Below are 24279 nucleotides of genomic sequence, written 5' to 3'. Positions count from 1 at the left end.
ATTGATTAAAGGGGGATATATGGCAGATGAATTAAATGAGCAACAAACAAGATTCTGCCAAGAGTACATTGTCGATTTAAACGGTACTCAGGCAGCAATTAGGGCTGGGTATAGTGAAAAGTCAGCCGCACAGATAGCAAGTGAAAACCTTAGAAAACCTCATATTAGAGCGCACATAAAGAAGTTAGCAGCAGAGCGTAATGAGGCTGTTGGTCTAAGTTCTCAGTTTGTCATCGAGGGAATAATTAAAAATATTCGTCGGTGCGAACAAGGCGAGAAGGTTACTTATCCAAATGGGGATCCTGTTCTGCATGAAACAGACGATGGAGAGTTAAACGCTGTTTATCGTTATGACTCATCAGCAGTGTTGAAAGGCTATGAGCTTCTAGGCAAGCACCTCAAACTATTCACTGACAAGGTAGAGCATTCTGGCTCAATTGAAACAATGTCAGACGAGGAATTAAATGCAAAGTTGGCGAGGCTAATAAATGGATCAGTTAAATCGTGACCAGAAACTAGAGCTTATCGCTTTACTAGAAGAAAAATCCCGCCGCGCAAATGTTTACCGATACAAAACATATTACGAAACTCGCTACCCTTGGCAAAAGAAATTCATTGCACTAAGTATAGAATATTCACAAGTGGCATTGATTGCAGCTAACCGAGTCGGAAAGACTGACACAGCTACCTATATCGACGCTATTCATGCAATGGGTGATTATCCTGATGATTGGGAGGGGTATAAGTTCGAACATGCTCCTCTTATCTGGTGTCTTGGCTACTCTGGTGAAAAGTGTAGAGACTTATTACAAGCGCCTATCATTGGCAGGAAAACAGATAATGGCTGGCAAGGTGGGTTAATACCTAGTGAGTTAATTGTCGATACTGAGCCAATGGCTGGTACGCCTAACGCTGTTCGTTCTGTATACATCAGACATAAATCAGGCGACTTAGCAAAAATTCAATTCTGGTCATACTCACAAGGCCAGCATGCATTGATGGGTGACAGCGTTGATTGGTTCCATATCGATGAAGAGCCAAAAGACCCCACTATCTATCCACAGGTTTTAACTCGTACCGCAACAGGAGATAAAGGTCGCGGTGGTCGTGGCATTCTGACGTTTACACCAGAGAACGGTAGAACTGATTTAGTTATCGGCTTTATGGATACCCCATCATCTGCTCAAACGTGTATGAATGTTGGCTGGGATGATGCTCCACACTTGAGCGAGAAGGTAAAAGAGGATTTGCTGGCTTCGTTCCCGCCTCACCAGCGTGACATGCGAACCAAAGGGATTCCGATGCTTGGTCATGGTCGTATATATGACTTTGGCGAAGAGTTTGTAACGTGCGACCCATTCCCTATCCCTGAGCATTGGGCTGTCATTGATGGCATGGACTTTGGTTGGGATCACCCTCAAGCGCACATACAGCTAGCTATCGATTTAGATAATGATGCCTATTACGTTACTAGGGCATGGAAGGCTAGTAAGACTTCACCTGCTGAAGCGTGGGGGGCTGTAAATAAGTGGGCTAAAGATATTCCTACCGCGTGGCCTCAAGATGGATTGCAAACTGAAAAAGGGTCTGGGTTACAGCAAAAAGAATATTACGAAGATGCAGGTTTTAAGATGCTTAATGATCCTGCTCAGTGGCCTGATAAATCCCGCTCTGTTGAGGCTGGTCTATTTGAAATATACGACTTAATGAGAACAGGGCGATTTAAAGTTTTCCGTGGGTTGCGTGATTGGTTTGAAGAATACAACTTCTATCACCGCGACGAGAAAGGAAAGATTGTTAAAACTCGTGACGACTTACTTGATGCCACTCGATACGCCTACATGATGCGAAGGTTTGCAAAACGCTTTGGTGAGATAGGAAAAGTTAAGCAACGAGTAATTCCCGCACCGATTAGGCCGATTAGGAGATAATAATGGTCGATAGAAACGAGCGGCTTGAGAAAATACTTCGCAAATTCGACCTCGATTACTCTGCATCTGAAAATGCCAGAACGGAGGCGAGAAACGATTTATTCTTTAGTCGCGTTAGTCAGTGGGATGATTGGCTTGAAAGCTACGTCACATTGCAATACCGAGGTCAGTTTGATGTAGTGCGCCCAATGGTGCGTAAGCTCGTCGCTGAGATGCGCAAGAATCCTATTGAGGTTCAGTATCGACCAAAGGATAACGCGCCAGCTGATGCCGCTGATATTCTTATGGGCATGTATCGAACTGACATGCGAAACAATAGCTCAAAGATTGCCGTTAACGTGGCAGTAAGAGAGCAAATCGAATGTGGTTACGGTGCTTGGCGACTCGTCACTGAGTATGAGGATGATAACCCAACTAGCAATAATCAGATTATCCGACGAGTTCCGATGCATGAGTCTTGCACTCACGTTATCTGGGATTGCAACGCCAAGGCAATGGATAAGTCTGACGCGAAGAATTGCACGATCATTCACGCGATGAATATTGATGGATGGGAGGCATTCGCTGAGCAGTACGGGCTAGACCCTGAAATTCAGCCATCATTCCAATCACCTAACAATGATTTATTGTTCACTTGGTCGAGTGGAAAAACAATTCATGTCGCTGAATATTACGAGGTTGAGGAAAAGAAAGAGTTAGTGTTTGTCTATCGTGACCCGTTAACTAATGATCTCCAAACATACTCGGCAAAAGAAGCGAAAGAAAAAATTGATGAACTGGCAAATGCTGGTTATCAGAAAGTAGGTGAGCGCAGAGTTAAAAAGCGCAGAGTCTATAAGTCAATCATCACTAACACGGGCATTCTGAAAGATAAAATGCCAATAGCTGGCGAGCACATACCGATTGTTCCTGTATATGGCGAATGGTCATTCTTTGATGATAATGAGTTATACGAAGGCGTAGTTAGGTTATCGAAAGATGCTCAAAGGCTGCGTAACTTTATTTTATCCAAGTCTGCCGACACCGCTGCTAAGTCACCAAAGAAGAAGCCTTTCTTTTTCCCTGAGCAGATAGCAGGGTATGAGCACATGTTTAGTGGTGAGGATGACTATCCTTACTATCTACTCAATCGAACTGATGAAAATAATGCTGATCTGCCTCCTTCTCCTGTTGCGTATATGGAGAATGCTGAGGTTTCACAAGCCGACGCGCTACTCCTAGAAGTTGCAACAGAAGCAGCCAAATCAACCGCTCGTGTAGGTGTTGATACTGAGGCGGCTAATGGACAAGTGGCGTTTGATACTGTCAATCAGCTTAATAGCCGTATCGACTTAGAAACGTATGTGTTTCAGGATAACTTAGCTATCGCAATGCGCCGTGATGGTGAAATTTACGCATCAATCGCAGCTGAGATATACGACACCAACCGAACAGTAACAACAACCGCCGAGGATGGAGGGGAGAATCAGATTGAGCTAATGCAGGAAGAATTAGATTTCCGCAAAGGCGAAATGATTGTTCGCAATGATATCCGAGGAAAGTACGAAACATTTACTGATGTGGGCCCATCTTTCCAATCGCAAAAAGATGCTGCTAGGGCTGAGATAGGCGAGCTTATCGTTAAAGTTCCAGTAGAGCATCCAATGTGGAATGTCATGATGCTTACGTATGCAAACATGATGGAAGGTAAAGGCGTTGAATACATCAGGGATTATGCCAACAAGGAATTGATTGTTAATGGCTTGAAGAAACCAGAAACCGAGGAAGAACAGCAATGGTTAATGGAAGCTCAGCAAGCAGCACAAAGCAATCAAGATCCTAATGCTATGTTGGCTCAGGCGCAAATCATCGCGGCTCAAGCAGAGCAAACCAAAGCCAATAACGAAACAGCACAAACTCAAATCAAAGCATTTACCGCTCAGCAAGATGCAATGGAATCTCAAGCCAATACGGTCTACAAGCTAGCTCAGGCTAGGAATATAGATGAATCGGCAGTAAGAGAGGCCATTAAACTTCTGAACGAGGTTGCACAGCAGCAACAACAAAACATTCCTACCGACAATATCGTCGAGAATAATCCTCAAACCATGTAAGAGAGTTAAATATCATGAGCACAACCACCGAAATTCAGAATCAGTCTGAAGAATTAATCCTGTCTGGCGATCAGGCGGCGGCATCCGCAGATGGCTTAGTTATCGATAATGCCAACGGTAACGCAAGGCAAGAAGAAGGCTTCGACATTGTACTGAAAGACGATGAGCAACCGCAGGAAGGCAAGCCTAGCAATAACGCAATACAAGCGGCTAAACGTATCGCTCGCAAACGTCAGCGAGAAATTGAGCAGCAAGTAAAAGCAATTGAAAGCGGCGAGCTTCCTGAGCACCTACGTGTTAATCCTGAGTTACCAGCACAGCCTAATATGGATGATTACTTATCCGATGAGGGTCTGGCTAAATACAACTATGACACTCACAGAGCTACAGCCGCATTTAATGCAGACATGCAGAAGTGGCAAATGGATGCTCTTGATGCAAGAAGTAAAGCGGTTGCATCACAGGGTCGTAAAACTCAGGAATATGCACAACAAAGTCAACAAATCGCTAACGCAATGAAGGCGCACTATGATGCGGCTGAAAAACTCAACTTACCTGACTATCAGGAAAAGGAAGATTCTGCATTGCAAGTATTGCCACAAGGTGTTTATGAAGCAGTCGCAACAAACTTCCCAGAGAAGTCAGCCGCCATCATTTACTACCTCGGGTCTAACCCTGATAAAGCGCAAGAATTGTTTAGCAAAAACCCTGTTCAGGTCACTATCGAACTAACTCGATTAGCTGATCGTTTAACTCTCAAGCCTCGCGGTACACAACGCTCATCAGCCCCACCTGCCGACGAACCAATTAACGGTGATGTTTCAGCGGCAAATGTCGCAGCATTGCAAAAGCAAATGGACGACGCAGCAAATAAAGGCGATGTGCAAAAGTACCGAGCTATCAAGGCTAAATTACAAGGAATTAAATAATGTCTTTAAATGAAGGTCAGATCATCACCTATATGGTGGATGAAGTAGTAAACACTATCGAAAATAACTGCCCCATGGCTCAGCGTGTAGGTAAATATACTCCTCCTGCTGGCGACATGCAGCGCTCTCAAAATACTGTCTGGATGCCAGTAGAGCAAGAAGCCCCTACTCAACAGGGTTGGGATTTAACCAATAAAGAAACAGGCATCTTGGAGTTGTCTGTCAAATGTAACATGGGCGTTCCAGATAATGACTTCTTTGGTTTACGCGCCGATGATGTTCGTGATGAGACATCTATACGTCGTCGTATTCGTGCGTCTGGCTTAAAGCTGGCTAATAACGTTGAGACTTCTATTGCTAAACAGGCCGCTGATACCGCATCTCTGGTTATTGCTGATGCTGGAGATCTGTCAAATGGGGCGGACTCTTGGGGGTTCGTATCTCAAGCTGAATCCCTTATATTCGCTCGTGAGTTAAACCGTAATGAAGGACTGAGTTACTTCTTTAACTCTGACGATTACCTCAAGGCTGGTTATAACTTGGTAGGCAAAGACTTATACGGACGCATTCAGGAAGAGGCTTACAAGTCAGGAACAATTCAAAAGCAAGTTGCTGGGTTTGAAGATGTTCTCCGTTCACCTAAATTGCCAACGTTGTTAGCGGCAACTGTTACAGGTGTAACAGTTGATGGTGCGCAGAAGTTCAAACCTGAAGCATGGAAAGAAGATGTTGACGGAAATCGTGAAAACGTTGATAACCGCACAGCAGTAGTTAAAGTTAGTGACGGAACGGCATTTAAGCGAGGCGATAAAATCAGCTTTGCGGGCGTTAAGTTCATCTCTCAGATGGCAAAAGACTTACTAACACAAGATGCAACATTTGCGGTCGTTGGCGTTGATGGCAATAACATCACTATCATGCCTAAACCAATTGCACTTGATGACGCAGCACTGAAGCCTGAAGAGAGAGCATATGCAAACGTCAACACGTCACTAGCAGCTGGTGCGGCAATTAGCGTCCTTAACATTAAAACGTCTAAGACAAATATCTTCTGGGCTGATGACTCAATTACCTTGTTATCTCAACCTATCCCGCTTAACCACGCATTATTTAGCGGAATGAAAACACAGTCATTCAGTATCGACTCTGTTGGCCTGAATGGTGTTGTAGCGTATCAAGGTGATATCTCAACACTAGAAGGTAAGTGCCGTATTGCTGTTTGGTACTCAGCTTGCACTAAACGACCTGAAGCGGTTGGCGTTGGTCTTACTGGTCAGGCTTAGTCTGGTAATTAGTTAAGGGGGGGGGCTTTGGCTCCCTTTATTTTTTGGAGATGAAACATGAGCACCATGCTTTATAAAGCCAATGGGGATGTAAAAATCTGGGGTATGAATCTTCAGATCGCCACTGTCAACGATGATGAAATTGAAGATTATCTAAATGATGGTTGGCATAAAAACCCAAATGATACACAAATCTTGCCAGAGCCAGAGCCAGAGCCAGAGCCAGAGCCAGAGCCAGAGCCAGAGCCAGAGCCAGCAAAGAAACCCGCTACCAAGAAAAAGGCGGTGAAAGATGCAGATAACAACGAAGGGTGAGTTAGTCATTGCGGCGCTGCGTAAACTCGGTGTCGCATCCGATGCCACGCTAACAGATATCGAACCGCAATCATTAGAGGACGGAGTAGTTGATTTAGAGTCAATGATGTATGAGTGGTTTGAAGATGGCGCGGGCATTCATACTGGTTATAAATTCGCTGAGGAAGACATACCAATCGACCAAGGTGATGAACACAGATTATATAAGCAAGCTATTAACGCAGTTATCTACAACCTAGCCACCCGCATTGCCCCTGATTATCAAATCACACCGCTTGATAAAGTCATTGCAACTGCTCGCTATGGCAAAGAAAGACTAATGCGTAGTTGTGCAATGAAACGAGCAAAAGAAGCCAGAGCGCATTATCCAAATGGCTTCCCTATTGGTTCTGGTAATCGCCTAGCAACCATGAACGGATATCGATTCTTCCATAGGAGTAAACCACATGCCAAGGATTCAGATCCCTCTTGCTAGAGGTTTACGCAAAGACCCGAACACGGCTGATTACATCGATGGATTGCCAGTGAATATGTTAGCAACACCGAAAGAAGTATTGAATGCCGCTGGTTATCTCCGATCATTCCCTGCGCTGGTAAAGCTTCGTGATGCTGACGGTATTTCACGAGGCGTTCAATTTAATACGAAAAATAGCATTGTGTACCGCGTGTGTGGCGGCAAGTTGTATCAAGGCGCAAATGCTATCGGTGATATTCAAGGTAAAGATAGAGTATCACTGGCGCATTCTGGCGTGAGTCAGTCGGTTGCTTTTGGCGGTAAATTAAAACTTTATCGTTACGATGGTGAAGTTAAAGAGTTAACTAACTGGCCAGAAGAGGAAGTGGTCAAAGAAGGCTACACTCGCGATGTTAAAAAGTGGACTCACAAAGCTGGTAATGATGATTTCGTATCATTGACTAAAGATGATATCGACGGCTCACTAACTCTGAAGATAACCCCAAAGGCATCAGACGGTGTTGTAGGTGAAGTTATTGAGATACCCGAGTATCAATTTGGCGTTAAAAAGTCACAGGATAAACCTGAAACAGAAAAGCCATATTTAACCGATATTATCGTTAATGGCCTGAAGCGTACAGGGAATAAACTCACGATTGAATACAAGTTCAATTACGACAAAACAATCCCTGACAACACGGTTAAACCAACTGATACGGCTGAATTTGTAATGACTCAGGAAGTATTAGAAGTCGTCAATAAATACCCACAGTATGATTTAGGCGAGGTGATTGATGTTGCCAGAAACCGTGGGCGCTATATCTGGCTGCAAAAGGGTGGCGCTCGTTTCGGCATAACCGATATTGAGGACGAATCAAAGCCTGATAGGTACACACCTTTTTACACGGCAGAGTCGCAGCCTGACGGTATAATTTCTGTCAGTTCTTGGCGTGATATGGTTATCTGCTTTGGCGCTTCAACTATCGAATACTTTTCATTAACTGGTTCAACTTCTGCAACTCAACCAATTTATGCAATGCAGCCATCATACATGGTTCAAATGGGTATCGCTGGTCGTGACACTAAATGCAAGTTTGGTGATTCATACGCATTTATCAGTAACCCTGCAAATGGTGCTCCGTCCGTTTATTTGCTTGGCTCAGGTACTGCTAGCGCAATATCGACAGCAAGCATTGATAAAATTATCCGCAGCTATACTGCCGATGAGTTATCAGGTGCTGTCATGGAGTCGGTTAAGTTTGATGGTCACGAGCTGGCTATCATCCATTTACCACGCCATACGCTTTGCTTTGATGGCACTGGCAGCCAGCAATATCCGCAATGGTGCATCCTGAAAACTGGTCTATACGATGAGCCGTACCGAGCTATCGATTTCATATATGAAGATAATCAGATAACAGTTGGCGATAAAAAGTCTGGCCTAGTTGGCAAGTTAGCTTTCGATAAATCCTCGCAGTATGACCAACAAGCCGAGCATATTTTATATACGCCAATGGTGAAAGCGGATAATGCGCGTATTTTCGACCTAGAACTTGAAGCGTCAACAGGTGTTGCCCAAATCGCTGATCGCCTATTTCTATCTGCAACTACTGACGGAATAAACTTCGGCAGGGAACAAATGATAGACCAAAACGCTCCGTTCCGTTACGACATGCGCGCTATCTGGCGCAGGGTTGGCAGGGTGAGAAAGAATATTGGTTTCAAGATTCGCGTTATCACTAAGTCACCTGTAACGCTCAGTGACCTATCGATGAGGGTTGAATGATGGCTAATGAAAATCTATCAACGCCCATTGAAGTTCAAGCGGCCTATATCGTTCCAGAAATACTGCCGAGCAACTTTGGCGCAGTATACACTCGCATTGTTCTTAGTGGCGCTGAGGATATGGCAAAGGTTGCAGGACGTGCGAATGAGGCTGGCAACGAAGCATATCAAGCTCAGTTACGAAATGATGAGCAAGATATCATCCTTGACGACCACGAACAGCGCATAAAGTCAGCAGAGGAAACATTAGAGCAGCACGAAGCACAGCTTCAGAATCACGAAACTCGAATCACTGCCGCAGAAGAAAAGATTGTTGAGCATGAGATACGGATTAACGAAGCAGAATTACGCATAAACGACCACGAGACGCGATTAACGACAGCAGAGAGTGATATTACATACCTCACGGAAAAGGTCTCTGAAATCGACGCCGATTACGTCTCATTGGGTCGTGAAACTACGCAAATTTTAGCTTCTCCGATTTCTGTCAAAGATTCTTACTCTGTTAACGGTGTTCAGGTAGTCGGTGCTCGTGTTACTGGCTTTACTGCTTCCACTGGTATGGCTTCGAAATCTGGCTTCAATGCTAACAAAACCTACAGCATTGGCTCGACATATGACCAGTTAGAAATTCAGGCTCTAGCATCGGCTCTCACTGAAACTCGTAAATCCCTTAAAGCGCTGGAAGATATGGCGCGGGCTCATGGATTAATCGATTGAGGTAATCATGATCACATTCAAACCAACGCGAAATATCGATTTGATTGAGCATGTAGCGAACATACCTGACATTCAAGCTGGAACGGCAAACGGGAATTATTTTAGCTACAACAGCCAAGAGATTTACTTTGAGGTCGGTGTTCATAATGAGTTTGCAGGAATAATTAGAGCTATAGAGGTTCAGCCTAAATCTTACGAGTGTCATGCAATGTTTTTAGAAAATATGCGCGGTTTCAGTCGTGATATAGGAATTTCCTTTTGGTCTTATTTCTTCGCTAACTATCCGGTTGAGTGCGTTTTATCTATGGCGTCCGACAAGTTTAGAAAGGGGAAATTCTACTGCGCTTCGATTGGATTAAGGCGTCGAGGTGTCATCCCTAAATTCTTTGATGGTAAGACTGATGTAACTATTTACTCAGCAACCAGAGAAGAGATATTCGAATTCATCAGCAAAGAACGGAGATAATTATGTCTGGCTATGTATTTAAATTAGCAAGAAAACTGGCTGGTGAAGAACCGGCATTTTATGAAGGTGGTGGTAAAGGTGGCGGTGGTAGTAGTGGTGCAGGAGAACAGGCCGCAGCAACTAAATACGCAGCAGACCTGCAAAACCAACAATTTGAACGAGTCATGAATGGGCTAGCTCCATTTACTCCGCTTGCTGGCCAGTATATTAATCAGCTTAAAAACCTATCATCTCCCGAAGGTGCTGCTCAGGCTCTTGGGCAATATTACAACTCTCAACAATTCAATGATTACGCAAATCAAGCGCGTTACCAAAACCTAGCATCGGCTGAAGCAATGGGCGGCTTAGGTTCTACAGCCACCAGTAATAGCTTAGCTTCAATTGCTCCTGCGCTCGGTGAAAGCTGGCTGAATGGTCAAATGAACAACTATAACAACCTAGCAAATATTGGACTTGGCGCACTTCAAGGTCAAGCGAACGCAGGGCAGACATACGCGAATAATGCTGGCCAGTTGTCTCAACAAAATGCTGCCCTTGCCGCTGCTAACGCTAATAGACCGTCAGGTATGCAGCAAGCAGTAACTGGTGGTTTAGGTGGTGGCGCTCTTGGATATGGAATTGCTAGCGCTCTAGGTACTTCAACACCTTGGGGAATGGGTATTGGAGCTGGATTAGGTATTTTAGGGAGTATCTTCTAATGGCGACTTGGAACCAGAATATTAATAGTGGTGGTTTTTTAGGAGGTATAGGCCAAGTTAACGACAATGCGCCTAGAGCTAGCGATATTAATCCCACTCTAGGCCTTATCAGAGAAAACAACGACCTTCAACGCTCTGGCGCTAATAATTGGGGGTTGCAGGCCATGCAGGGCTTGGCTGGTATAGCTTCTATGTATCAGCAAGATCAGCAGCAACAAAGGCTATCTGAGTTCCAAGGTAAATGGGGGCAGGCCATGGCTAATAACGATACTGGTGCCATGCGTGGTCTATTTGCTGAATACCCTGAAATGAGAGAGCAAATTACTGGCGGTATGGATGGGATTAATGATGATGTCAAGCAGTCAATAGGTAACTTAGCACTTGGTTATAATGCCGCTATCTCAGGTGGTAATGTTGAAAGCTTCGTTCGGGAGAATGCAGATGAAATGCGTAAATTTGGCTTTGACCCGCAAGTTGCTTTTAAAATGGCTACAGAAAATCCTGCTGCTGCAAAAGAATATGCCTTGGCTTTAGGAATGAGGGCATCAACGCCTGAGAAGTTTATGGATATGATGGATGCCCAAGCTAATCGCGGGGTGACAATGAGAGGGCAAGATATAGGTGCTGAAACAGCTCGCCGAGGTCAAGATATTGGTGCTGCTACTGCGAGGCGTGGGCAAGACATATCAGCACAAAATTCCATCCGTTCTGCTAATGCTCAGGCCGCAGCTCCTTCATCAGTTAGGGAGTATGAGTATTTGCAGTCACTATCACCTGAGCAGCGTAAGCAATTTATGCAGCTAAAAGGGAAGGGTGGAGATGAGATGCAACAGGCTCAGTTATCAAATGGTCAGACAGTAATGATTGATCCAAAAGCTCAGGGTGCTGGCGAGTCTAAGTATTATAAGGGGTATGACGCTAACGGTAATGTGGTAACTATTCCTGTCAATGCACTATCATCAGTGTCTGATTCATCTGGATCTGCAACAAAAAATATAATGAATAAGGATATTGGTTTAATTCTTAATTCTAGCCCAACTGAAACAGCTCCGCTCACTGGTATAACTGGAGGGACAGGAAGCCCAGCCATTACAGCTGATGTAATGAGTAGAATTAAAGACCCTAAAACAAGAGAAATTTTTAATGCTGCCAACAGAATTCAAGGGAACATGCAGAATCAGGGTATCGGTGCTGCAAGGGCTATGGGCGCAAGCGGAATAAACACCGAGGCAGAAGCTAAGAGATTCTTCCAGTCAATGCCACAGATAGACTACTCAAGCAGGGATGCAATGATTACATCTGTTAAGGACATAAAAAACTATACAGATGAATATAACTCTAGAAATACTGCAAATCTTGGTGGAAGTAAATCTCAGCAACAGCAAGCTCCACAAGCAGCAATACAAGCTTTGCAGCAAAACCCATCATTAGCGCCCCAGTTCAGAGCTAAGTACGGATACCTACCATAGGAATAAATTCAATGGCTAACTTCTTTGATCAATTTGACAGTCAATCAGAATCAGGCGAAGAGGCTAATTTTTTCGACCAATTTGATAGTGAGACAAACGAGCAATCTAAATTGACTGAAGAGCCTCAGCAACAAAATAATTATATTAGCGGGATGGTAAACACGAATAGGCAATTAGCAGAAGGGATCAATCGTAGCGGTCAACAAGGGAAGGATTTCAGAGATAACGTTATTGATGCTGTAACAGGTGAAAGCAAGATGACACCTGAAATACAGGGATTAAATAGCGTTATGTCATCACCTGAAATTCAATCATTAACTGGTGATTCGTTCAAAGCTAACTGGGCGCAACTTTTTGGTAATGATGAAGATTTCATGCTCACTCTTCGTAATATGGGTGGGAAAATGTCATCGGACGAAAAAGGAAACGTCATTGTTGATTTGCCATCTGGTAAATATGCGCTGAATAAGCCTGGTCTTGATGGTGATGATATCATTCCGTTTGTTGCTAATGCGTTAGCGTTTACTCCGGCCGCTAGAGCGGAAACTATTTGGGGTTCTGGTCTGGCTTCCGCTGCTACTGATGTAGGCCTGCAAGGTTCAGTTAGTGCCGCAGGTGGCACTGATGTAGACCCATTACAAACAGCAATATCTGGCGGCATTGGTGTTGGTGGTAAAATAATTGAACGTGGTATCAGTGGATTATCCAGAGCCGCTAGTGGTGAAATAGCACCAGAAACCCAACAATTGCTAAGAAATGCCGAACAGAACGGTATAGATGTACTAACTACTGATGTATTGCCACCAAGAACAGCAGTAGGACGTCAAATGCAGCAAGCTGGCGAGCAAAGCATAGGCGGAACGGGAAATCGTAGGGCTATACAGGCTGAGCAAAGGGAAAATTTTGTTGAATCTGTTCCTCAAATGATTGAACAAGAGTTCGGTATTTACGCTCCGCATGTCATGCAAGGTGAAGTTAGGGCTGGCTTGAGAGCAGCTAAAGATCAACATGGTGGAGTAATAAACAGAATAACCGAACAAATGGCTGATGCTGTTGTTACCCCAACTAGGTCTATACCTGCCATTGATGGTGCCATGCAGCAACTAGCAAACGGATTAGCCCCTAACGGCGCAGCGATGCAGATATTAAATACACTGAGGGATCGTGTCGCCAATGGAGCTAGTTTTGCAGAAATTAGAAACCTAAGAACCGAATTAAGGCAAAGTTTGCAGGGTGATAATCTGGCTATGCCAACCTCATTAGAGGCGGCATATAATAGGATTAATACCGCTTTAACTGGGGATATGAATAGCGCTGTTGGTAAAACCCTTGGCGCTAATACTTTAAACCAACTTCGCCATGCAAATAATGAATACAGGAATATAGCAAGAGGGATAGAAAAAACAGGTTTGAAAAACGCGCTCGAAAAAGGTGATGTAACTCCTGAACTAATGGATAATCTAGTATATAGTAAGCGACCTAGTGATATAGCTCGTATATATGGCATGGTTAATGAAAACGGTAGAAACCAACTTAGGGCAGCGTATTTAACAAAAGCTTATGAGAAAGCCAATGGGTCACCTCAAAGAATGATCACCCAATTAGACCAGCTCATCAATCAGTCAAACGGTCAAATATTTAATACAGTATTCAACCCAAGGCAGCGTCAAATGATTGAGGGCATGCGTGATGTTCTTGAGGCAACTAGAAGGGCTGGAACGGCAAATCAGGTTACTCAAACTGGTATGGCTCTGTTAACCCCTGCGAGAACAGCAGCAACGTTATTAACTGGAGGTGCTTCACTTGGTATTGAAGTTGGAACAGGGATGATAGCCAGAATGTACGAATCACCAAGAATCCGCAATATGTTGCTTAGGTTGCATAATACACCTAGAGGAAGCACAGCTAGAGACAGAGCGATAACTAATATCATCAATACTCTAACTGCGTCAGGGCAGTCTAGTAGCAGAGATTAATCACTTGAACATGTACCAACCACATCCCCAACAAGTGATGTGGTTCCTGTGACCAATTTGTGATTATTAACTACTTTTGAGTAAAGGACTTTGTTTTGATCTGTTATAGACCAAGTCTCAATGGTGGACGTATCCCCATTGACATAGAAGCCTATCATTGATGATGTAGATATAGGCATATATTCAAGACCACCTCCGCCTAGTTCATTATTTACCATCTTCAGCTCGGCTTTATCTTTATTTATATTGATTTGGAAAACACTTTTTGCCATCCCATTTTTTTCATATAAGTAATCACTCTGCTCAAATGCGCTGTATCCGTTTAAGTTAGTAACGACCCAGCACTGTGCATTAACGTACACAGGGGTCACGGCAACTAGTGCCAATAGATATTTTTTCACCATCACCTCACTGATAATTATTTTTTATCATTATAGAGCTTAATGAGCATTTCTACGACTGACTTTTTAAGCTCTTCGGCTTGTTCGTTGGCCACACGTTCGGCATCACTACGATAGCCAATAATGGGCGTTGGTGTATCGAGGTACTGGTCAACTATATAGGTTAACTCAGCATTGAGTGAGCGGCCATTTAGCTTAGCTCTTTGTCTTAGTTTTTCTTTCTTTTCAGCATTATACCTAAAGCTGAATACTGAATCTTCACGTGCCATTTTACTCACCATTGGTCTTTAGGGTGGGTTGGCATCTTATAATCTACTGTATTTATTTACAATAACGTCACCGTGATGTCATTGCGGTGCGACTACTCACGCTTGGAGAAAGCAATGTCAGATATTATCCCTAATGTCGTCGTCTCGATGCCTTCGCAACAATTCACTCTCGCAAGGAAATTCCAAGCGGCGAGTAATGGCAAAATTTATATTGGTAAGATTGATACCGATCCAACCATTCCAGAAAATCAAATCCAAGTTTATTTGGAAAATGAGGACGGCAGCACAATCCCTGTCGCTCAACCGCTAATCATCAATCAAGCTGGCTTCCCTGTTTACAATGGACAGATTGCCAAGTTTGTGACAGTAGAAGGTCACAGTATGGCTGTTTATGACAGCTACGGAGCGCAGCAATTTTATTACCCTAATGTGCTGAAGTATGACCCTGATCAGTTTAAATATAGATTAGAGGAAGGTGATGGCTACAAAAACATAGGCTCATTCAGTTCAATTAGTGAGTTAAGACAATACAATGCATCTTCGCTAAACACTGGCTCGAGAGTGCTTGTTGATTCGTATATTGAGAGCAAAGGTTATGGCGGCGGTTTCTTTCGTTATGATGCGGATAATACGGATGCTGATGATGGAGTTATGATTATAGCCCCTACCAGTGGAGTGGGGCGATTTGTACGAGAAGTACTGGATAATCAACTGTACATTTCTTATGAAATTGCCGGAGCTGATATCACTGGCATAGAGCCATCCGAGGATGCAATAGTACGCGCTCATTCAGTAGCGAATAGCCTTGGCGTGCAGCTAAAACAAAATCGCGGTAAGTTTCGTATATCTAAATCCGTTGAAGTCAGTGTAAAAACGGATGTTGACTTGAAAGGCTCAGAGTTCGTTTTCGATGATAACTTGAATATTAATAAGGTGTTCAACGTTAAGCCGACTGTTAATCTAATCGAAGCGAATGTTAATAACCAAAATTTTGTCAATGGGAATACTGTTGTTCCTGAGTTGGCTATTTACGAAAACGCTGTCGTATCAATTAACTCGAAAGATATTGATATTTACAGAAATGGTGATAGAAACTCGCCAGTTTATAAGCGAGATATTGTCGAAGTCAGAAAGGGTGGCACACTAAGTCATCCACTAATCTATACAATGACAACACAAGTTTCAGTTGTTGTTAATCAACTTGAAAAAAGCAAATTAATATTTAATGCGCCATCTATCACCATCGGAAACTCACTGATTGCATCATTCGTCTACTCAACGCGCAATGATGTAACTGTTAACGCAAGCGGAGTTAAAAGAACAGATGATAGCATCGTTAACCGTATTATCACTTACTTTGAACCACACAACTGTAGAGACAATGTCTTAGATGCAATTGCAGTTGATAACAGCAACCACTTTGAAACCGCAAGTGCTTATGGAATTTCAGGCGGATCAGTGATACGTCAAGGTGCTAGAAACTATCACGGTGCTGGGGATTGGGGGTTAATGGACGGTAACACTATTCGCGATGGCTTCGCTACTGACATTACAGCCGCGCGAGTCGGTGTTCACGCGCAGGCTTTTAACTTCACTGCTGAGCGTTGCACTCTTAAAGAAAAAGCGATTCAAATTTCAGGCAGAGGCACATTAAAAGTAAGTGATTGTAAAAAGTTTTGCGTCGGTGTGGGTGGTACATCTGGGTACGTGAATACACTAATTGATTTACGTGCTGATTACGGGTCTGAGTGGGTTGGGGATATCATTGTTGACAATCCTGAGCTCAACTGTGGGGATTTAGCACTAACGGATGCGGAAACGGGTATTGTTCGCTTGCACGCAGATAATATCGATTTTGGACGAGAAGTCTTTTATCCACGAAGAATTATCATTAACGGCGGTTCACTAACAGCATCTACGAATAGCAACGCAGCACCTAATTTAAATGTTGTTGAGCTATTCAGATATCCAACGAGTCAAACGACATTTAGTCGCAAACTGCCACAGTTCATTAAAATTGTCGATTTAAATGTCAGAATACCCGCGGGCTCTGGCGTTGTAAGAATTAACCCCGTCCGCTTACCTGGTCAAGCTACGACAGGATTTTACGGGGATATGTCTGTTGAAGTCACTGGAAACATCTTCCCATCCTCAATCCCAACAGCAGTTATTGCAAGAACGGGTATTACATTAAACGTTGATATTGCAGATATATATCAAGCAACAACGGGGTATACAGCTAACTTCACTTTCAATAACTCAATAGTTGATGCTGTTTTCGTTAGCCCATCGAGCTTTAGTTTGACGCTAAATAGCTGTGACACTCTGAATGTTGATGGCTACACGGGAGAGGGTAGAAACGGAAAAGGAATAGTGTGTCACAACGCATCAAGAATACGCGCTGGGAGATACTCAGGCGGCGGTGTTACTCACATGTATCTTAATTCTCTATTCAAAGCGGGCGCAGGAAACATTGAGTTGTCGGGAGGAATAGCGAGAGCCTCGGGGAATTCAATAGAAAAAAATGCACAGATAAGCTTCGCGGTAGGAGATACAAAAGAGCGTTTGGTTTACGGTTACTACAACGGAAGCAAGTTTGAACCGACAGCTTAACAAACTGTGCCGAAATTGTGACACAAAAATGAGAGGGGATTTCCCCTCTTTTTCATTCGAAATGGAGGGGTAAGTTATTGAAGTGTTTAGAATGAAATGTAGTATTTTGTTGTATAATAAATAAGCTGATAATAGTCTAATTAATTGATAGTTAGGTGTTTTTATTGTTTTTGTAACCTAATGGACTGATATGAGTAATCAAGTAGTACTCCTTTACCCAGTGGGTTCTTGATATGTGAATTGTACTGTAAATGCATGGGTAACATTTACTTTCAATTGTTTTTCAACTACATGGATACTTATTGCCGTGCTAAACGACCTAATTCAGGCGTAAAATCCTCATTACTTCGCCATGGGTTAATATCAAGCCCTCCACGGCGAGTATAACGTGCATAAACACTTAATTTATCGGGTTTACACAGTTGTGTAATATCATTAAAAATACGTTCAACACATTGTTCATGAAACTCATTATGATGGCGAAATGAAATTAAATAACGTAATAGGGCTTCACGATTAATTTTCGCACCGCAATAGTGAATTTGTACTGAGCCCCAATCAGGTTGATTAGTAATTAAACAATTTGATTTTAACAAATGGCTAACTAAGGTTTCTTCGACGATATCTTCTTGCGTACTATTTGTTAAGTAGTCACGGTTAAATTCATAATTATTGATATCAATTTCCTGATCATCAATACATATCCCTTGCAATGGTTGGATAGGTTGATGGGAAAAATCATCCAATTTATAAAGTGTAACGCTAACCTTACCATTAGCACAGCGGCTTAAATCATTTTGCAAAACGCTTCGCACATTTTCCCAAGTTTCAAAGCATGTTTGGTTAAAGCTGTTGAGATATAGCTTAAAACTTTTGGATTCAATAAGGTTTTCACTATGGGCATCAACACTGATTGAACCAATCGCAACTTGAGGGACACCACGTTGGTTTAGCCAAGAAAGCTCGTACATTGTCCAGATATCTGCACCATGAAAGGGAAGAGCATCGGCGTAGATCGCTAAAGGAGAGCGATTTAGGCTGCGAGGAACGGCTTGGAGTAATGTTGCATCATATTGGTCATGATAAGCCGTTTTTTTCCCTAACGTTAAATTATCAAGTGCGGGATTATTCTGGTAGTGTGACATATTGGTCCTTGTACTTCATAAACGAGAATGAGGTTAAAAGGCAGAAACTGGTACATTTTATTCGCCCGTAAACTTCTGCCATAATACCATTTATCCACCTTGTTGACGTCTTTCAATTTAACGCAGCTATAAAACCATATAAATATGAATACAACACTTTCTGTCGCATTGCATAACTTTACTGAGAAATATGTTTCTCAATGGCAACAACAAACTGGTTTACCGCCCGCTTCAACGGATTTATATGGTATTCCATCCCCTTGTATTGTTCGCACTGGCGAAAACTGGGTGTATTGGGAGCCTCAAACATTTCCAATTAAGGGTGCAACCCTGGATAAAGTCGCTACTGCATTAGATATCAATTTGCAAAGTGATATCCACACTTTTTATACCACTCAGTTAGCTGGTGATATGAAAGCGACATTTCGTGATATTACCCTTAATTTAGTGCAAGTTTGGAATGAGGATGACTTTATTCGCTTACAGGAAAATTTAATTGGCCATTTGGTCACTCAAAAGCGTTTAAAGCTGCCGCCAACGTTGTTTATTGCAACCTTAGATTCTGAACTTGAAATGATATCAATGTGTAATCTTAGTGGTGAAATAATCCTAGAAAAATTTGGTAGTAAAGAAAGACGAGTACTTTCTTCGAATTTAACCTGTTTTCTTGAAGAGCTGACTGTCATTGTGGAGCCAAAGGGGTAAGCATTTTATTACAACTTGGTGTAGGTAAAAGCTTACAATTAAGTTAAGCAATATCTTAAAGTTTTTTTCTTTTATAAGAATGATAATTATTTAACTTTTTATTTCATGGCGTTACTACCGTACGTGATATTTCATTTAATATTATTGAATTATTGCAAGCCATACTAGGTTGTTTTAGTAAGCGGTTTCATACATTCTTATCTCGCTGGACAGGGTAAGTCAGTTTAGCTTTTTATACCTAATTATAGGGTGTAAAAATTTTTAAAAGTAAGGCGAGGGATTGCTAAATAGGTTAAAACACCTATTAATATGCTTTTATTCAACAGGATGTTGAGTGACAGGATGTCATTTTGCAGGATGCATAAGTCCTAAAGCGTAAGCCAGTCAACCAAGGTTGACTGGCTTTTTTCCTGATAAATATTATAGAGTTAATAATAGGCTTTATTGGTTATGGTTCTTCAAGGCATTTTTATTAACGGCTAGTTATCATTTACATTCTTGCTAACGTAAGGCCTGCGAACGAAATATTAATGGCTGTTATGCTGGGAGTTTTTAGTTAATGACATAATAATTTCTTGGGTCATTGCATCGCGCAGCGCTTCGCGACGGCGAAACTCAGCTCGGCGTTGGCTTTTGACTGATTCTATATCGCGTACAGGCTCTTGAATTGGCAATTGGAACCAGCCGTCTGCGGTTTGCGTCCCATTGCACTCTAACCAAAAAGTATCATAACTTGATTTTAAATGTTGGCTCTTAATATGGCATTGGTTAGAAACGCCTAATATTGATTTTACATGGAAAAAAGTAGCGACAGCATAAACTGCGGACATTAATAAATTCTTAGGTCTCATACCGTGCATTTGTTTAGTAATTAACCTAACTTGGTCAACACTTTGCTCGGTTGAAGGCCCTTGTAAGGAGCATACATAAAGTTGGCCTTCAGGGCCGAAAGAAAAACTCATTAAATAGATCTCATCACCTGTTTCATTTTTCAGGTGTAGAGTGAGGTCACCTTCTCTTGGGTATTGTGAATATATTAAGGTTAATTGAGCAAAATCCCCTGATTTTAACTCAATATTAGCCACAACAAGCCCTTCACGTTTATCACAAAACATGGCTTCGATAGCTTCAGGTTTAAATGTTGTTTCAACTAAATTAAGTGTATAGCTAGCCGTAAGCAACTTTTGCTTTCCAGTCCAAGCCTTATGAAGGTATTTATTAATCGGTCGTTCAATGAAATGAGGAACACCTTCAATTGCCGCCGAAAATTGAGCACAACGGTAGTTTTGGCACATTACCTGATAGTGTTTATATTGCTCAGTAGGAAGTTTAGTAATACGAATTTTTCTTTTTAATTCAACATATTTTGAGTTAAAAGCTCGCCAAACTTTATTTTCCTTACGCCACTGCTTTAGTAATCCCATAGATAAACCATTTTATTGTTAATTATTTTGTTTGCATTAAATTGAAAAACATTTGATTTTACTTTTATCAATCGAAACAAATCATCAACGAAACTTATCAAGTTAAGTCGAGCAGATAATTAAGCAGAAAATAATGGTATAGAGATATCAATAAACTTGTATTTCCTCGTTTTTAACCCCATTTATCCGACAGAATTGTGATGAAAAATAAAGTATATTTGCTTTGTGATAATTAAATAGGTTTAAGCATGAATATTGAACAACGCATTATTGAAAAACTTTGTCATCTAGAAGAGGAAATGAAATTAAAATCCCTTTGGAATGAACAGCCACCAAGTCCTGAAGCTTTTAAAAGTGTTGAACCCTTTTGTATTGATACAATGGAAGCTTCGGAATGGTTACAATGGGTTTTGATCCCTCGCTTGCAGATACTGATTGAGCAAAAAGCGGTATTGCCGACAAGCTTTGCAGTTGCCCCTTATTTTGAAGAGGCTTATAAGCATGACGAAGAAGAGCGTTATACATTGGTTATTCATCACTTGCGTGAGCTAGACGGCCTTTTTTCAGCGAAAACGAGCGGGTGAATAATTAATGCTGGAAATCATTTATCACGATGAGTATATGGTTGCGGTGAATAAACCGGCAGGTATGCTAGTGCATCGCAGTTGGTTAGATAGCAAAGAAACGGTGTTTGTCATGCAAACGCTGCGAGATCAAATTGGGCAATATGTGTATCCCATTCATCGGCTTGATAGGCCTACATCAGGTATATTGCTTTTTGCGTTGTCGAGTGAGGTTGCAAGGCTGTTAGCTGCACAGTTTGAAAGCCACCAGTTAGAAAAAGTATATCATGCTATCGTTCGTGGCTATTTAACCGAAGAGCAAACCATCGATTATCCACTCTTGGAAGAGTTAGATAAAATTGCGGATAAACACGCGTCTCGTGAGCCCGTTTTACAGGAATGTATTACTCATTGTAAGCCAATCGCCACCGTTGAATGCCCTATTGCTATCGGGCGCTACGACACATCTAGGTTCAGCTTGGTTGAATTAAGGCCGGAAACAGGCCGTAAGCATCAACTAAGAAGGCACATGTCTCACCTTCGTCATCCTATTATTGGCGATAGTAAACATGGTGATTTGCGGCAGAACCGGGGAGTTAATGCGAATTTTTCAGTATCACGACTGATGTTGCATGCCAGTTTATTAAATTTAAATCACCCGATAACAAAAGAAAATATATCACTAGTTGCGCCGTGGGACACACAATGGTTGTCATTAATTGAACAATTTGGGTGGTCAGATAAGGTTGTAAAGTTAGGAATAAACGTTATTAATTCGTCAAATGAATAAGAAATAGAGGGGGTGTTATGTCAAAAATAGGCATTTTTGTTGGAACTGTCTATGGTAACTCTTTGGCTGTTGCAGAAACGGCACAAGAAATTTTAGAACAGCAAGGGCATGAAGTGGTTGTCTTTGACGAACCTACCTTGAATGATTGGCAACACTACAATTCAGGTGAAGAAATTGCCTTAATTGTGACTTCATCTACAGGCCAAGGGGATTTGCCCGATACTATAGCGCCGTTGTTTAGTGAAATTAACGATGTTGTTGGTTATCAACCTGATTTACGTTACGGCCTAATTGCTTTAGGTGATAGCAGTTATGAAAGTTTTTGCGGGGCTGGGGTCCGTTTTGATGAACTATTAGCCGAACAATCAGCTACACGTATTGGTGATATTTTATTTATTGATGCAATTGAAGTGGACACGCCAGAAGAATATGCGAAGAGTTGGATTGAAGCTTGGGCTGAGCTACTTTAAATGCCTGCACCGTGGGATTACCCATATTTATAATAAATAGCGGTAATGCTACGGCGCAGTATATAATCACTTCGCCTGTAAATTATTTACGGGTAAGTTTTTCGAGGTCAGCTTCAATTTCTGCAATTTTATTTGAAACAACATGTTCTAAATGGCGTAAGTCATCAAGAATTTTGTGTTTTAAATCAATATCAGTTTGCTCTGTTTGGCAAATTTGGTCTAGTTCTTCAATCGCATAACGTAGGTTAGTATTGATCTCGTTAATTTCTTTGAAATTATTACCGCCATCGGCAATCGTTTTACGTTGGCGTGGGTATTTGAATTTTACGCTTTTAGCGAAAAACTCCCCTTTATCTTTGCGAAAATAGATTTTTAAAATGTCATTATTCGCTTCTTGACGCAAGGAATAGCGGTCAATGTCTTGGGGGTTACTGATGCCTAAACTTTTCAAATTATCGTACATGTTAGCTCGCTTTACTGTAGGAACAGAGTCGGTAAACAAAGTGATAGTGTGAGCAAGGCCGTAACAATATCGGTCTATTTCCCTTTATGGTACTACTGGTTTAAAGACGTAGGTTGGAAATACCCTATTACGTCATTTTGCAATAGCATCATTATAATGAAAAATAAAATAATACAGTTTTATTGATGGTAAACGGCAAAAGTCACGGACATATTATGCGCGATTTCTTGAAATTGACAAACTTCTCTTTGCAATTAATGCGCTCAGATGAACCACAAAATGAAATATTAACGAAAGTGTATTGAATATGGCCACCCGATTTGCATACAAGGTATGCGCTTCGGGATAGCTTCATGTTTAACCTAATTACTATGAAATGATTACAAAAACTGAGTAATAGGTTTTTAGATGGTAAGTAGTGGCTGATAGGAATTATTCATCAATACTTCTTAATAATTCATTGATCCCTACTTTACCCCGTGTTTTCTCGTCGACCTTTTTAACAATAACAGCACAGTAAAGGCTATAGCTACCGTCTTTGGAAGGCAAGTTACCGGAAACAACGACAGACCCCGCAGGTACACGACCGTAAAAGATTTCGCCAGTTTCGCGATCATAAATTTTTGTGCTTTGTCCCAGATAAACCCCCATTGAAATAACGGAGCCTTCTTCAACAATCACACCCTCAACCACTTCTGAGCGAGCACCAATAAAGCAGTTATCTTCAATTATTGTCGGGTTTGCTTGTAATGGTTCTAAAACACCACCAATGCCAACGCCGCCAGATAAGTGAACATTTTTACCAATTTGCGCACAAGAGCCGACTGTCGCCCATGTATCAACCATGGTGCCTTCATCAACATAAGCCCCTATGTTGACGTATGATGGCATTAAGACGCTATTTTTAGCAATGTAAGCCCCTTTACGTACAGCGGCTGGTGGAACAACGCGAAAACCTTCTTTTTCGAAGCGAGCTTGGTCGTAGTCGGCAAATTTCATTGGGACTTTATCGAAATAACGGCTTTCAGCGCCATCAATGACTTGGTTATCTTGAATACGAAATGATAACAACACGGCTTTTTTGAGCCATTGATGTGTAACCCAAACACCAGCAATTTTTTCTGCGACACGTAATTTACCGCTATCAAGTAATGCAATAGTCTCTAAAACGGCTTGTTTTACTGGGATAGAGACGGTATTTGGTGTAATACTGCTTCTATCTTCGAATGCTTGTTCAATGATCGCCTGTAAATGCTGCATTGATTGTATTTTCCTCTTGAATGACATGAAAGTAAGCGTTGACCGCAATAATGCGAT

At 41.9% G+C, this 24279-nt stretch carries 24 protein-coding genes; 18 read left to right on the top strand and 6 right to left on the bottom strand.

The annotated features are described in order from the left end of the window. The first annotated feature begins 19 nt into the window (after positions 1–19). The 13 genes from ABE954_RS16990 to ABE954_RS16930 are packed head-to-tail and all read left to right on the top strand — an operon-like array spanning position 20 to position 14119. A complete protein-coding gene (locus ABE954_RS16990) occupies positions 20–508 on the top strand; it encodes a terminase small subunit (protein WP_099659842.1) in 489 nt (162 codons plus the stop codon). Continuing rightward, the gene (locus ABE954_RS16985; protein WP_371025603.1) at positions 489–1931 is read left to right on the top strand and encodes a terminase large subunit domain-containing protein; all 1443 of its coding nucleotides are present in this window, start codon (positions 489–491) and stop codon (positions 1929–1931) included. The genes ABE954_RS16990 and ABE954_RS16985 overlap by 20 nt, the downstream gene beginning before the upstream one ends. A 2-nt stretch (positions 1932–1933) precedes the next feature. Beyond that, positions 1934–4024, top strand: a complete 2091-nt coding sequence (locus ABE954_RS16980) for a portal protein (RefSeq protein WP_371025602.1) — start codon at positions 1934–1936, stop codon at positions 4022–4024. 14 nt (positions 4025–4038) lie between these two features. Continuing rightward, positions 4039–4953, top strand: a complete 915-nt coding sequence (locus ABE954_RS16975; protein ID WP_371025601.1) for a scaffolding protein — start codon at positions 4039–4041, stop codon at positions 4951–4953. Continuing rightward, complete coding sequence (locus ABE954_RS16970; protein ID WP_371025600.1) at positions 4953–6236, top strand: P22 phage major capsid protein family protein; 1284 nt, start codon at positions 4953–4955, stop codon at positions 6234–6236. Before ABE954_RS16975 ends, ABE954_RS16970 begins: the two co-directional genes overlap by 1 nt. Before the next feature lie 57 nt (positions 6237–6293). Next, the gene (locus ABE954_RS16965; protein WP_371025599.1) at positions 6294–6551 is read left to right on the top strand and encodes a hypothetical protein; all 258 of its coding nucleotides are present in this window, start codon (positions 6294–6296) and stop codon (positions 6549–6551) included. Beyond that, entirely contained in the window at positions 6529–7026 is a 498-nt protein-coding gene (locus ABE954_RS16960; RefSeq protein ID WP_371025598.1) for a packaged DNA stabilization gp4 family protein, read from the top strand. The genes ABE954_RS16965 and ABE954_RS16960 overlap by 23 nt, the downstream gene beginning before the upstream one ends. Continuing rightward, a complete protein-coding gene (locus ABE954_RS16955) occupies positions 6998–8791 on the top strand; it encodes a packaged DNA stabilization protein (RefSeq protein WP_371025597.1) in 1794 nt (597 codons plus the stop codon). The genes ABE954_RS16960 and ABE954_RS16955 overlap by 29 nt, the downstream gene beginning before the upstream one ends. After that, on the top strand, positions 8788–9510 hold the full coding sequence (locus ABE954_RS16950; RefSeq protein ID WP_371025596.1) for a phage tail protein: 723 nt from the start codon (positions 8788–8790) through the stop codon (positions 9508–9510). Before ABE954_RS16955 ends, ABE954_RS16950 begins: the two co-directional genes overlap by 4 nt. Before the next feature lie 7 nt (positions 9511–9517). Further along, on the top strand, positions 9518–9976 hold the full coding sequence (locus ABE954_RS16945) for a DUF2824 family protein (RefSeq protein WP_180312464.1): 459 nt from the start codon (positions 9518–9520) through the stop codon (positions 9974–9976). Positions 9977–9978: 2 nt separating this feature from the next. Continuing rightward, a complete protein-coding gene (locus tag ABE954_RS16940) occupies positions 9979–10674 on the top strand; it encodes a DNA transfer protein (protein WP_322958116.1) in 696 nt (231 codons plus the stop codon). Then, the gene (locus ABE954_RS16935) at positions 10674–12143 is read left to right on the top strand and encodes a phage DNA ejection protein (protein WP_371025595.1); all 1470 of its coding nucleotides are present in this window, start codon (positions 10674–10676) and stop codon (positions 12141–12143) included. The genes ABE954_RS16940 and ABE954_RS16935 overlap by 1 nt, the downstream gene beginning before the upstream one ends. A gap of 11 nt (positions 12144–12154) precedes the next feature. Further along, the gene (locus tag ABE954_RS16930; protein ID WP_371025594.1) at positions 12155–14119 is read left to right on the top strand and encodes a hypothetical protein; all 1965 of its coding nucleotides are present in this window, start codon (positions 12155–12157) and stop codon (positions 14117–14119) included. Here ABE954_RS16930 and ABE954_RS16925 read toward each other — a convergent pair. Both ABE954_RS16925 and ABE954_RS16920 read right to left on the bottom strand, forming a co-directional pair. Next, positions 14116–14523 carry a hypothetical protein gene (locus tag ABE954_RS16925; RefSeq protein WP_164561100.1) on the bottom strand — a complete coding sequence of 136 codons (408 nt, stop codon included), beginning with the start codon at positions 14521–14523 and terminating at the stop codon, positions 14116–14118. The two genes, ABE954_RS16930 and ABE954_RS16925, sit on opposite strands and share 4 nt — an antisense overlap. Before the next feature lie 14 nt (positions 14524–14537). Then, on the bottom strand, positions 14538–14789 hold the full coding sequence (locus ABE954_RS16920) for an Arc family DNA-binding protein (RefSeq protein ID WP_180312468.1): 252 nt from the start codon (positions 14787–14789) through the stop codon (positions 14538–14540). A 114-nt stretch (positions 14790–14903) separates the two neighbouring features. Here ABE954_RS16920 and ABE954_RS16915 point away from each other — a divergent pair, with 114 nt between their 5' ends. Beyond that, positions 14904–17402 carry a phage tailspike protein gene (locus ABE954_RS16915; RefSeq protein ID WP_371025593.1) on the top strand — a complete coding sequence of 833 codons (2499 nt, stop codon included), beginning with the start codon at positions 14904–14906 and terminating at the stop codon, positions 17400–17402. A 299-nt stretch (positions 17403–17701) separates the two neighbouring features. Here ABE954_RS16915 and queF read toward each other — a convergent pair whose 3' ends face one another. Next, entirely contained in the window at positions 17702–18547 is an 846-nt protein-coding gene (gene queF / locus ABE954_RS16910) for an NADPH-dependent 7-cyano-7-deazaguanine reductase QueF (RefSeq protein WP_129466376.1), read from the bottom strand. A 144-nt stretch (positions 18548–18691) separates the two neighbouring features. On the opposite strand from queF, the gene syd reads away from it, so the two are divergent. Continuing rightward, positions 18692–19252 (top strand): SecY-interacting protein, encoded by a 561-nt coding sequence (gene syd, locus ABE954_RS16905; protein WP_042848996.1) that lies wholly within the window; start codon positions 18692–18694, stop codon positions 19250–19252. Between the two features lie 527 nt (positions 19253–19779). Here syd and ABE954_RS16900 read toward each other — a convergent pair. Further along, positions 19780–20676, bottom strand: a complete 897-nt coding sequence (locus ABE954_RS16900) for a DUF535 family protein (RefSeq protein WP_042848995.1) — start codon at positions 20674–20676, stop codon at positions 19780–19782. 248 nt (positions 20677–20924) lie between these two features. On the opposite strand from ABE954_RS16900, the gene ABE954_RS16895 reads away from it, so the two are divergent. Genes ABE954_RS16895 through ABE954_RS16885 form a run of 3 tightly spaced genes read left to right on the top strand, consistent with a single transcriptional unit; the run spans position 20925 to position 22499 of the window. Next, positions 20925–21260 (top strand): YqcC family protein, encoded by a 336-nt coding sequence (locus ABE954_RS16895; protein ID WP_042848994.1) that lies wholly within the window; start codon positions 20925–20927, stop codon positions 21258–21260. A 7-nt stretch (positions 21261–21267) separates the two neighbouring features. Then, entirely contained in the window at positions 21268–22029 is a 762-nt protein-coding gene (gene truC, locus ABE954_RS16890; RefSeq protein ID WP_042848993.1) for a tRNA pseudouridine(65) synthase TruC, read from the top strand. A gap of 17 nt (positions 22030–22046) precedes the next feature. After that, positions 22047–22499 carry a flavodoxin gene (locus ABE954_RS16885; protein WP_042848992.1) on the top strand — a complete coding sequence of 151 codons (453 nt, stop codon included), beginning with the start codon at positions 22047–22049 and terminating at the stop codon, positions 22497–22499. 82 nt (positions 22500–22581) lie between these two features. Here the strand turns inward: ABE954_RS16885 and ABE954_RS16880 are convergent, their stop codons facing one another. Further along, complete coding sequence (locus ABE954_RS16880) at positions 22582–22962, bottom strand: DUF3461 family protein (RefSeq protein WP_042848991.1); 381 nt, start codon at positions 22960–22962, stop codon at positions 22582–22584. A gap of 432 nt (positions 22963–23394) precedes the next feature. Next, entirely contained in the window at positions 23395–24222 is an 828-nt protein-coding gene (dapD, locus tag ABE954_RS16875; RefSeq protein WP_042848990.1) for a 2,3,4,5-tetrahydropyridine-2,6-dicarboxylate N-succinyltransferase, read from the bottom strand. Positions 24223–24279 lie beyond the last annotated feature (57 nt).

Origin of the sequence: Providencia sp. TYF-12, assembly GCF_041344805.1 — a bacterium.
In the GTDB taxonomy this organism is placed as follows: domain Bacteria; phylum Pseudomonadota; class Gammaproteobacteria; order Enterobacterales; family Enterobacteriaceae; genus Providencia; species Providencia huashanensis.
The sequence above is the reverse complement of the archived record's forward strand: the minus strand, read 5'-3'. Positions and strand labels throughout refer to the sequence as shown.

Coding starts and splice junctions, on each gene's coding strand:
- ABE954_RS16990 (WP_099659842.1), top strand. CDS start 20: ATGGCAGATGAATTAAATGAGCAACAAACAAGATTCTGCCAAGAGTAC.
- ABE954_RS16985 (WP_371025603.1), top strand. CDS start 489: ATGGATCAGTTAAATCGTGACCAGAAACTAGAGCTTATCGCTTTACTA.
- ABE954_RS16980 (WP_371025602.1), top strand. CDS start 1,934: ATGGTCGATAGAAACGAGCGGCTTGAGAAAATACTTCGCAAATTCGAC.
- ABE954_RS16975 (WP_371025601.1), top strand. CDS start 4,039: ATGAGCACAACCACCGAAATTCAGAATCAGTCTGAAGAATTAATCCTG.
- ABE954_RS16970 (WP_371025600.1), top strand. CDS start 4,953: ATGTCTTTAAATGAAGGTCAGATCATCACCTATATGGTGGATGAAGTA.
- ABE954_RS16965 (WP_371025599.1), top strand. CDS start 6,294: ATGAGCACCATGCTTTATAAAGCCAATGGGGATGTAAAAATCTGGGGT.
- ABE954_RS16960 (WP_371025598.1), top strand. CDS start 6,529: ATGCAGATAACAACGAAGGGTGAGTTAGTCATTGCGGCGCTGCGTAAA.
- ABE954_RS16955 (WP_371025597.1), top strand. CDS start 6,998: ATGCCAAGGATTCAGATCCCTCTTGCTAGAGGTTTACGCAAAGACCCG.
- ABE954_RS16950 (WP_371025596.1), top strand. CDS start 8,788: ATGATGGCTAATGAAAATCTATCAACGCCCATTGAAGTTCAAGCGGCC.
- ABE954_RS16945 (WP_180312464.1), top strand. CDS start 9,518: ATGATCACATTCAAACCAACGCGAAATATCGATTTGATTGAGCATGTA.
- ABE954_RS16940 (WP_322958116.1), top strand. CDS start 9,979: ATGTCTGGCTATGTATTTAAATTAGCAAGAAAACTGGCTGGTGAAGAA.
- ABE954_RS16935 (WP_371025595.1), top strand. CDS start 10,674: ATGGCGACTTGGAACCAGAATATTAATAGTGGTGGTTTTTTAGGAGGT.
- ABE954_RS16930 (WP_371025594.1), top strand. CDS start 12,155: ATGGCTAACTTCTTTGATCAATTTGACAGTCAATCAGAATCAGGCGAA.
- ABE954_RS16925 (WP_164561100.1), bottom strand. CDS start 14,523: ATGGTGAAAAAATATCTATTGGCACTAGTTGCCGTGACCCCTGTGTAC.
- ABE954_RS16920 (WP_180312468.1), bottom strand. CDS start 14,789: ATGGCACGTGAAGATTCAGTATTCAGCTTTAGGTATAATGCTGAAAAG.
- ABE954_RS16915 (WP_371025593.1), top strand. CDS start 14,904: ATGTCAGATATTATCCCTAATGTCGTCGTCTCGATGCCTTCGCAACAA.
- queF (WP_129466376.1), bottom strand. CDS start 18,547: ATGTCACACTACCAGAATAATCCCGCACTTGATAATTTAACGTTAGGG.
- syd (WP_042848996.1), top strand. CDS start 18,692: ATGAATACAACACTTTCTGTCGCATTGCATAACTTTACTGAGAAATAT.
- ABE954_RS16900 (WP_042848995.1), bottom strand. CDS start 20,676: ATGGGATTACTAAAGCAGTGGCGTAAGGAAAATAAAGTTTGGCGAGCT.
- ABE954_RS16895 (WP_042848994.1), top strand. CDS start 20,925: ATGAATATTGAACAACGCATTATTGAAAAACTTTGTCATCTAGAAGAG.
- truC (WP_042848993.1), top strand. CDS start 21,268: ATGCTGGAAATCATTTATCACGATGAGTATATGGTTGCGGTGAATAAA.
- ABE954_RS16885 (WP_042848992.1), top strand. CDS start 22,047: ATGTCAAAAATAGGCATTTTTGTTGGAACTGTCTATGGTAACTCTTTG.
- ABE954_RS16880 (WP_042848991.1), bottom strand. CDS start 22,962: ATGTACGATAATTTGAAAAGTTTAGGCATCAGTAACCCCCAAGACATT.
- dapD (WP_042848990.1), bottom strand. CDS start 24,222: ATGCAGCATTTACAGGCGATCATTGAACAAGCATTCGAAGATAGAAGC.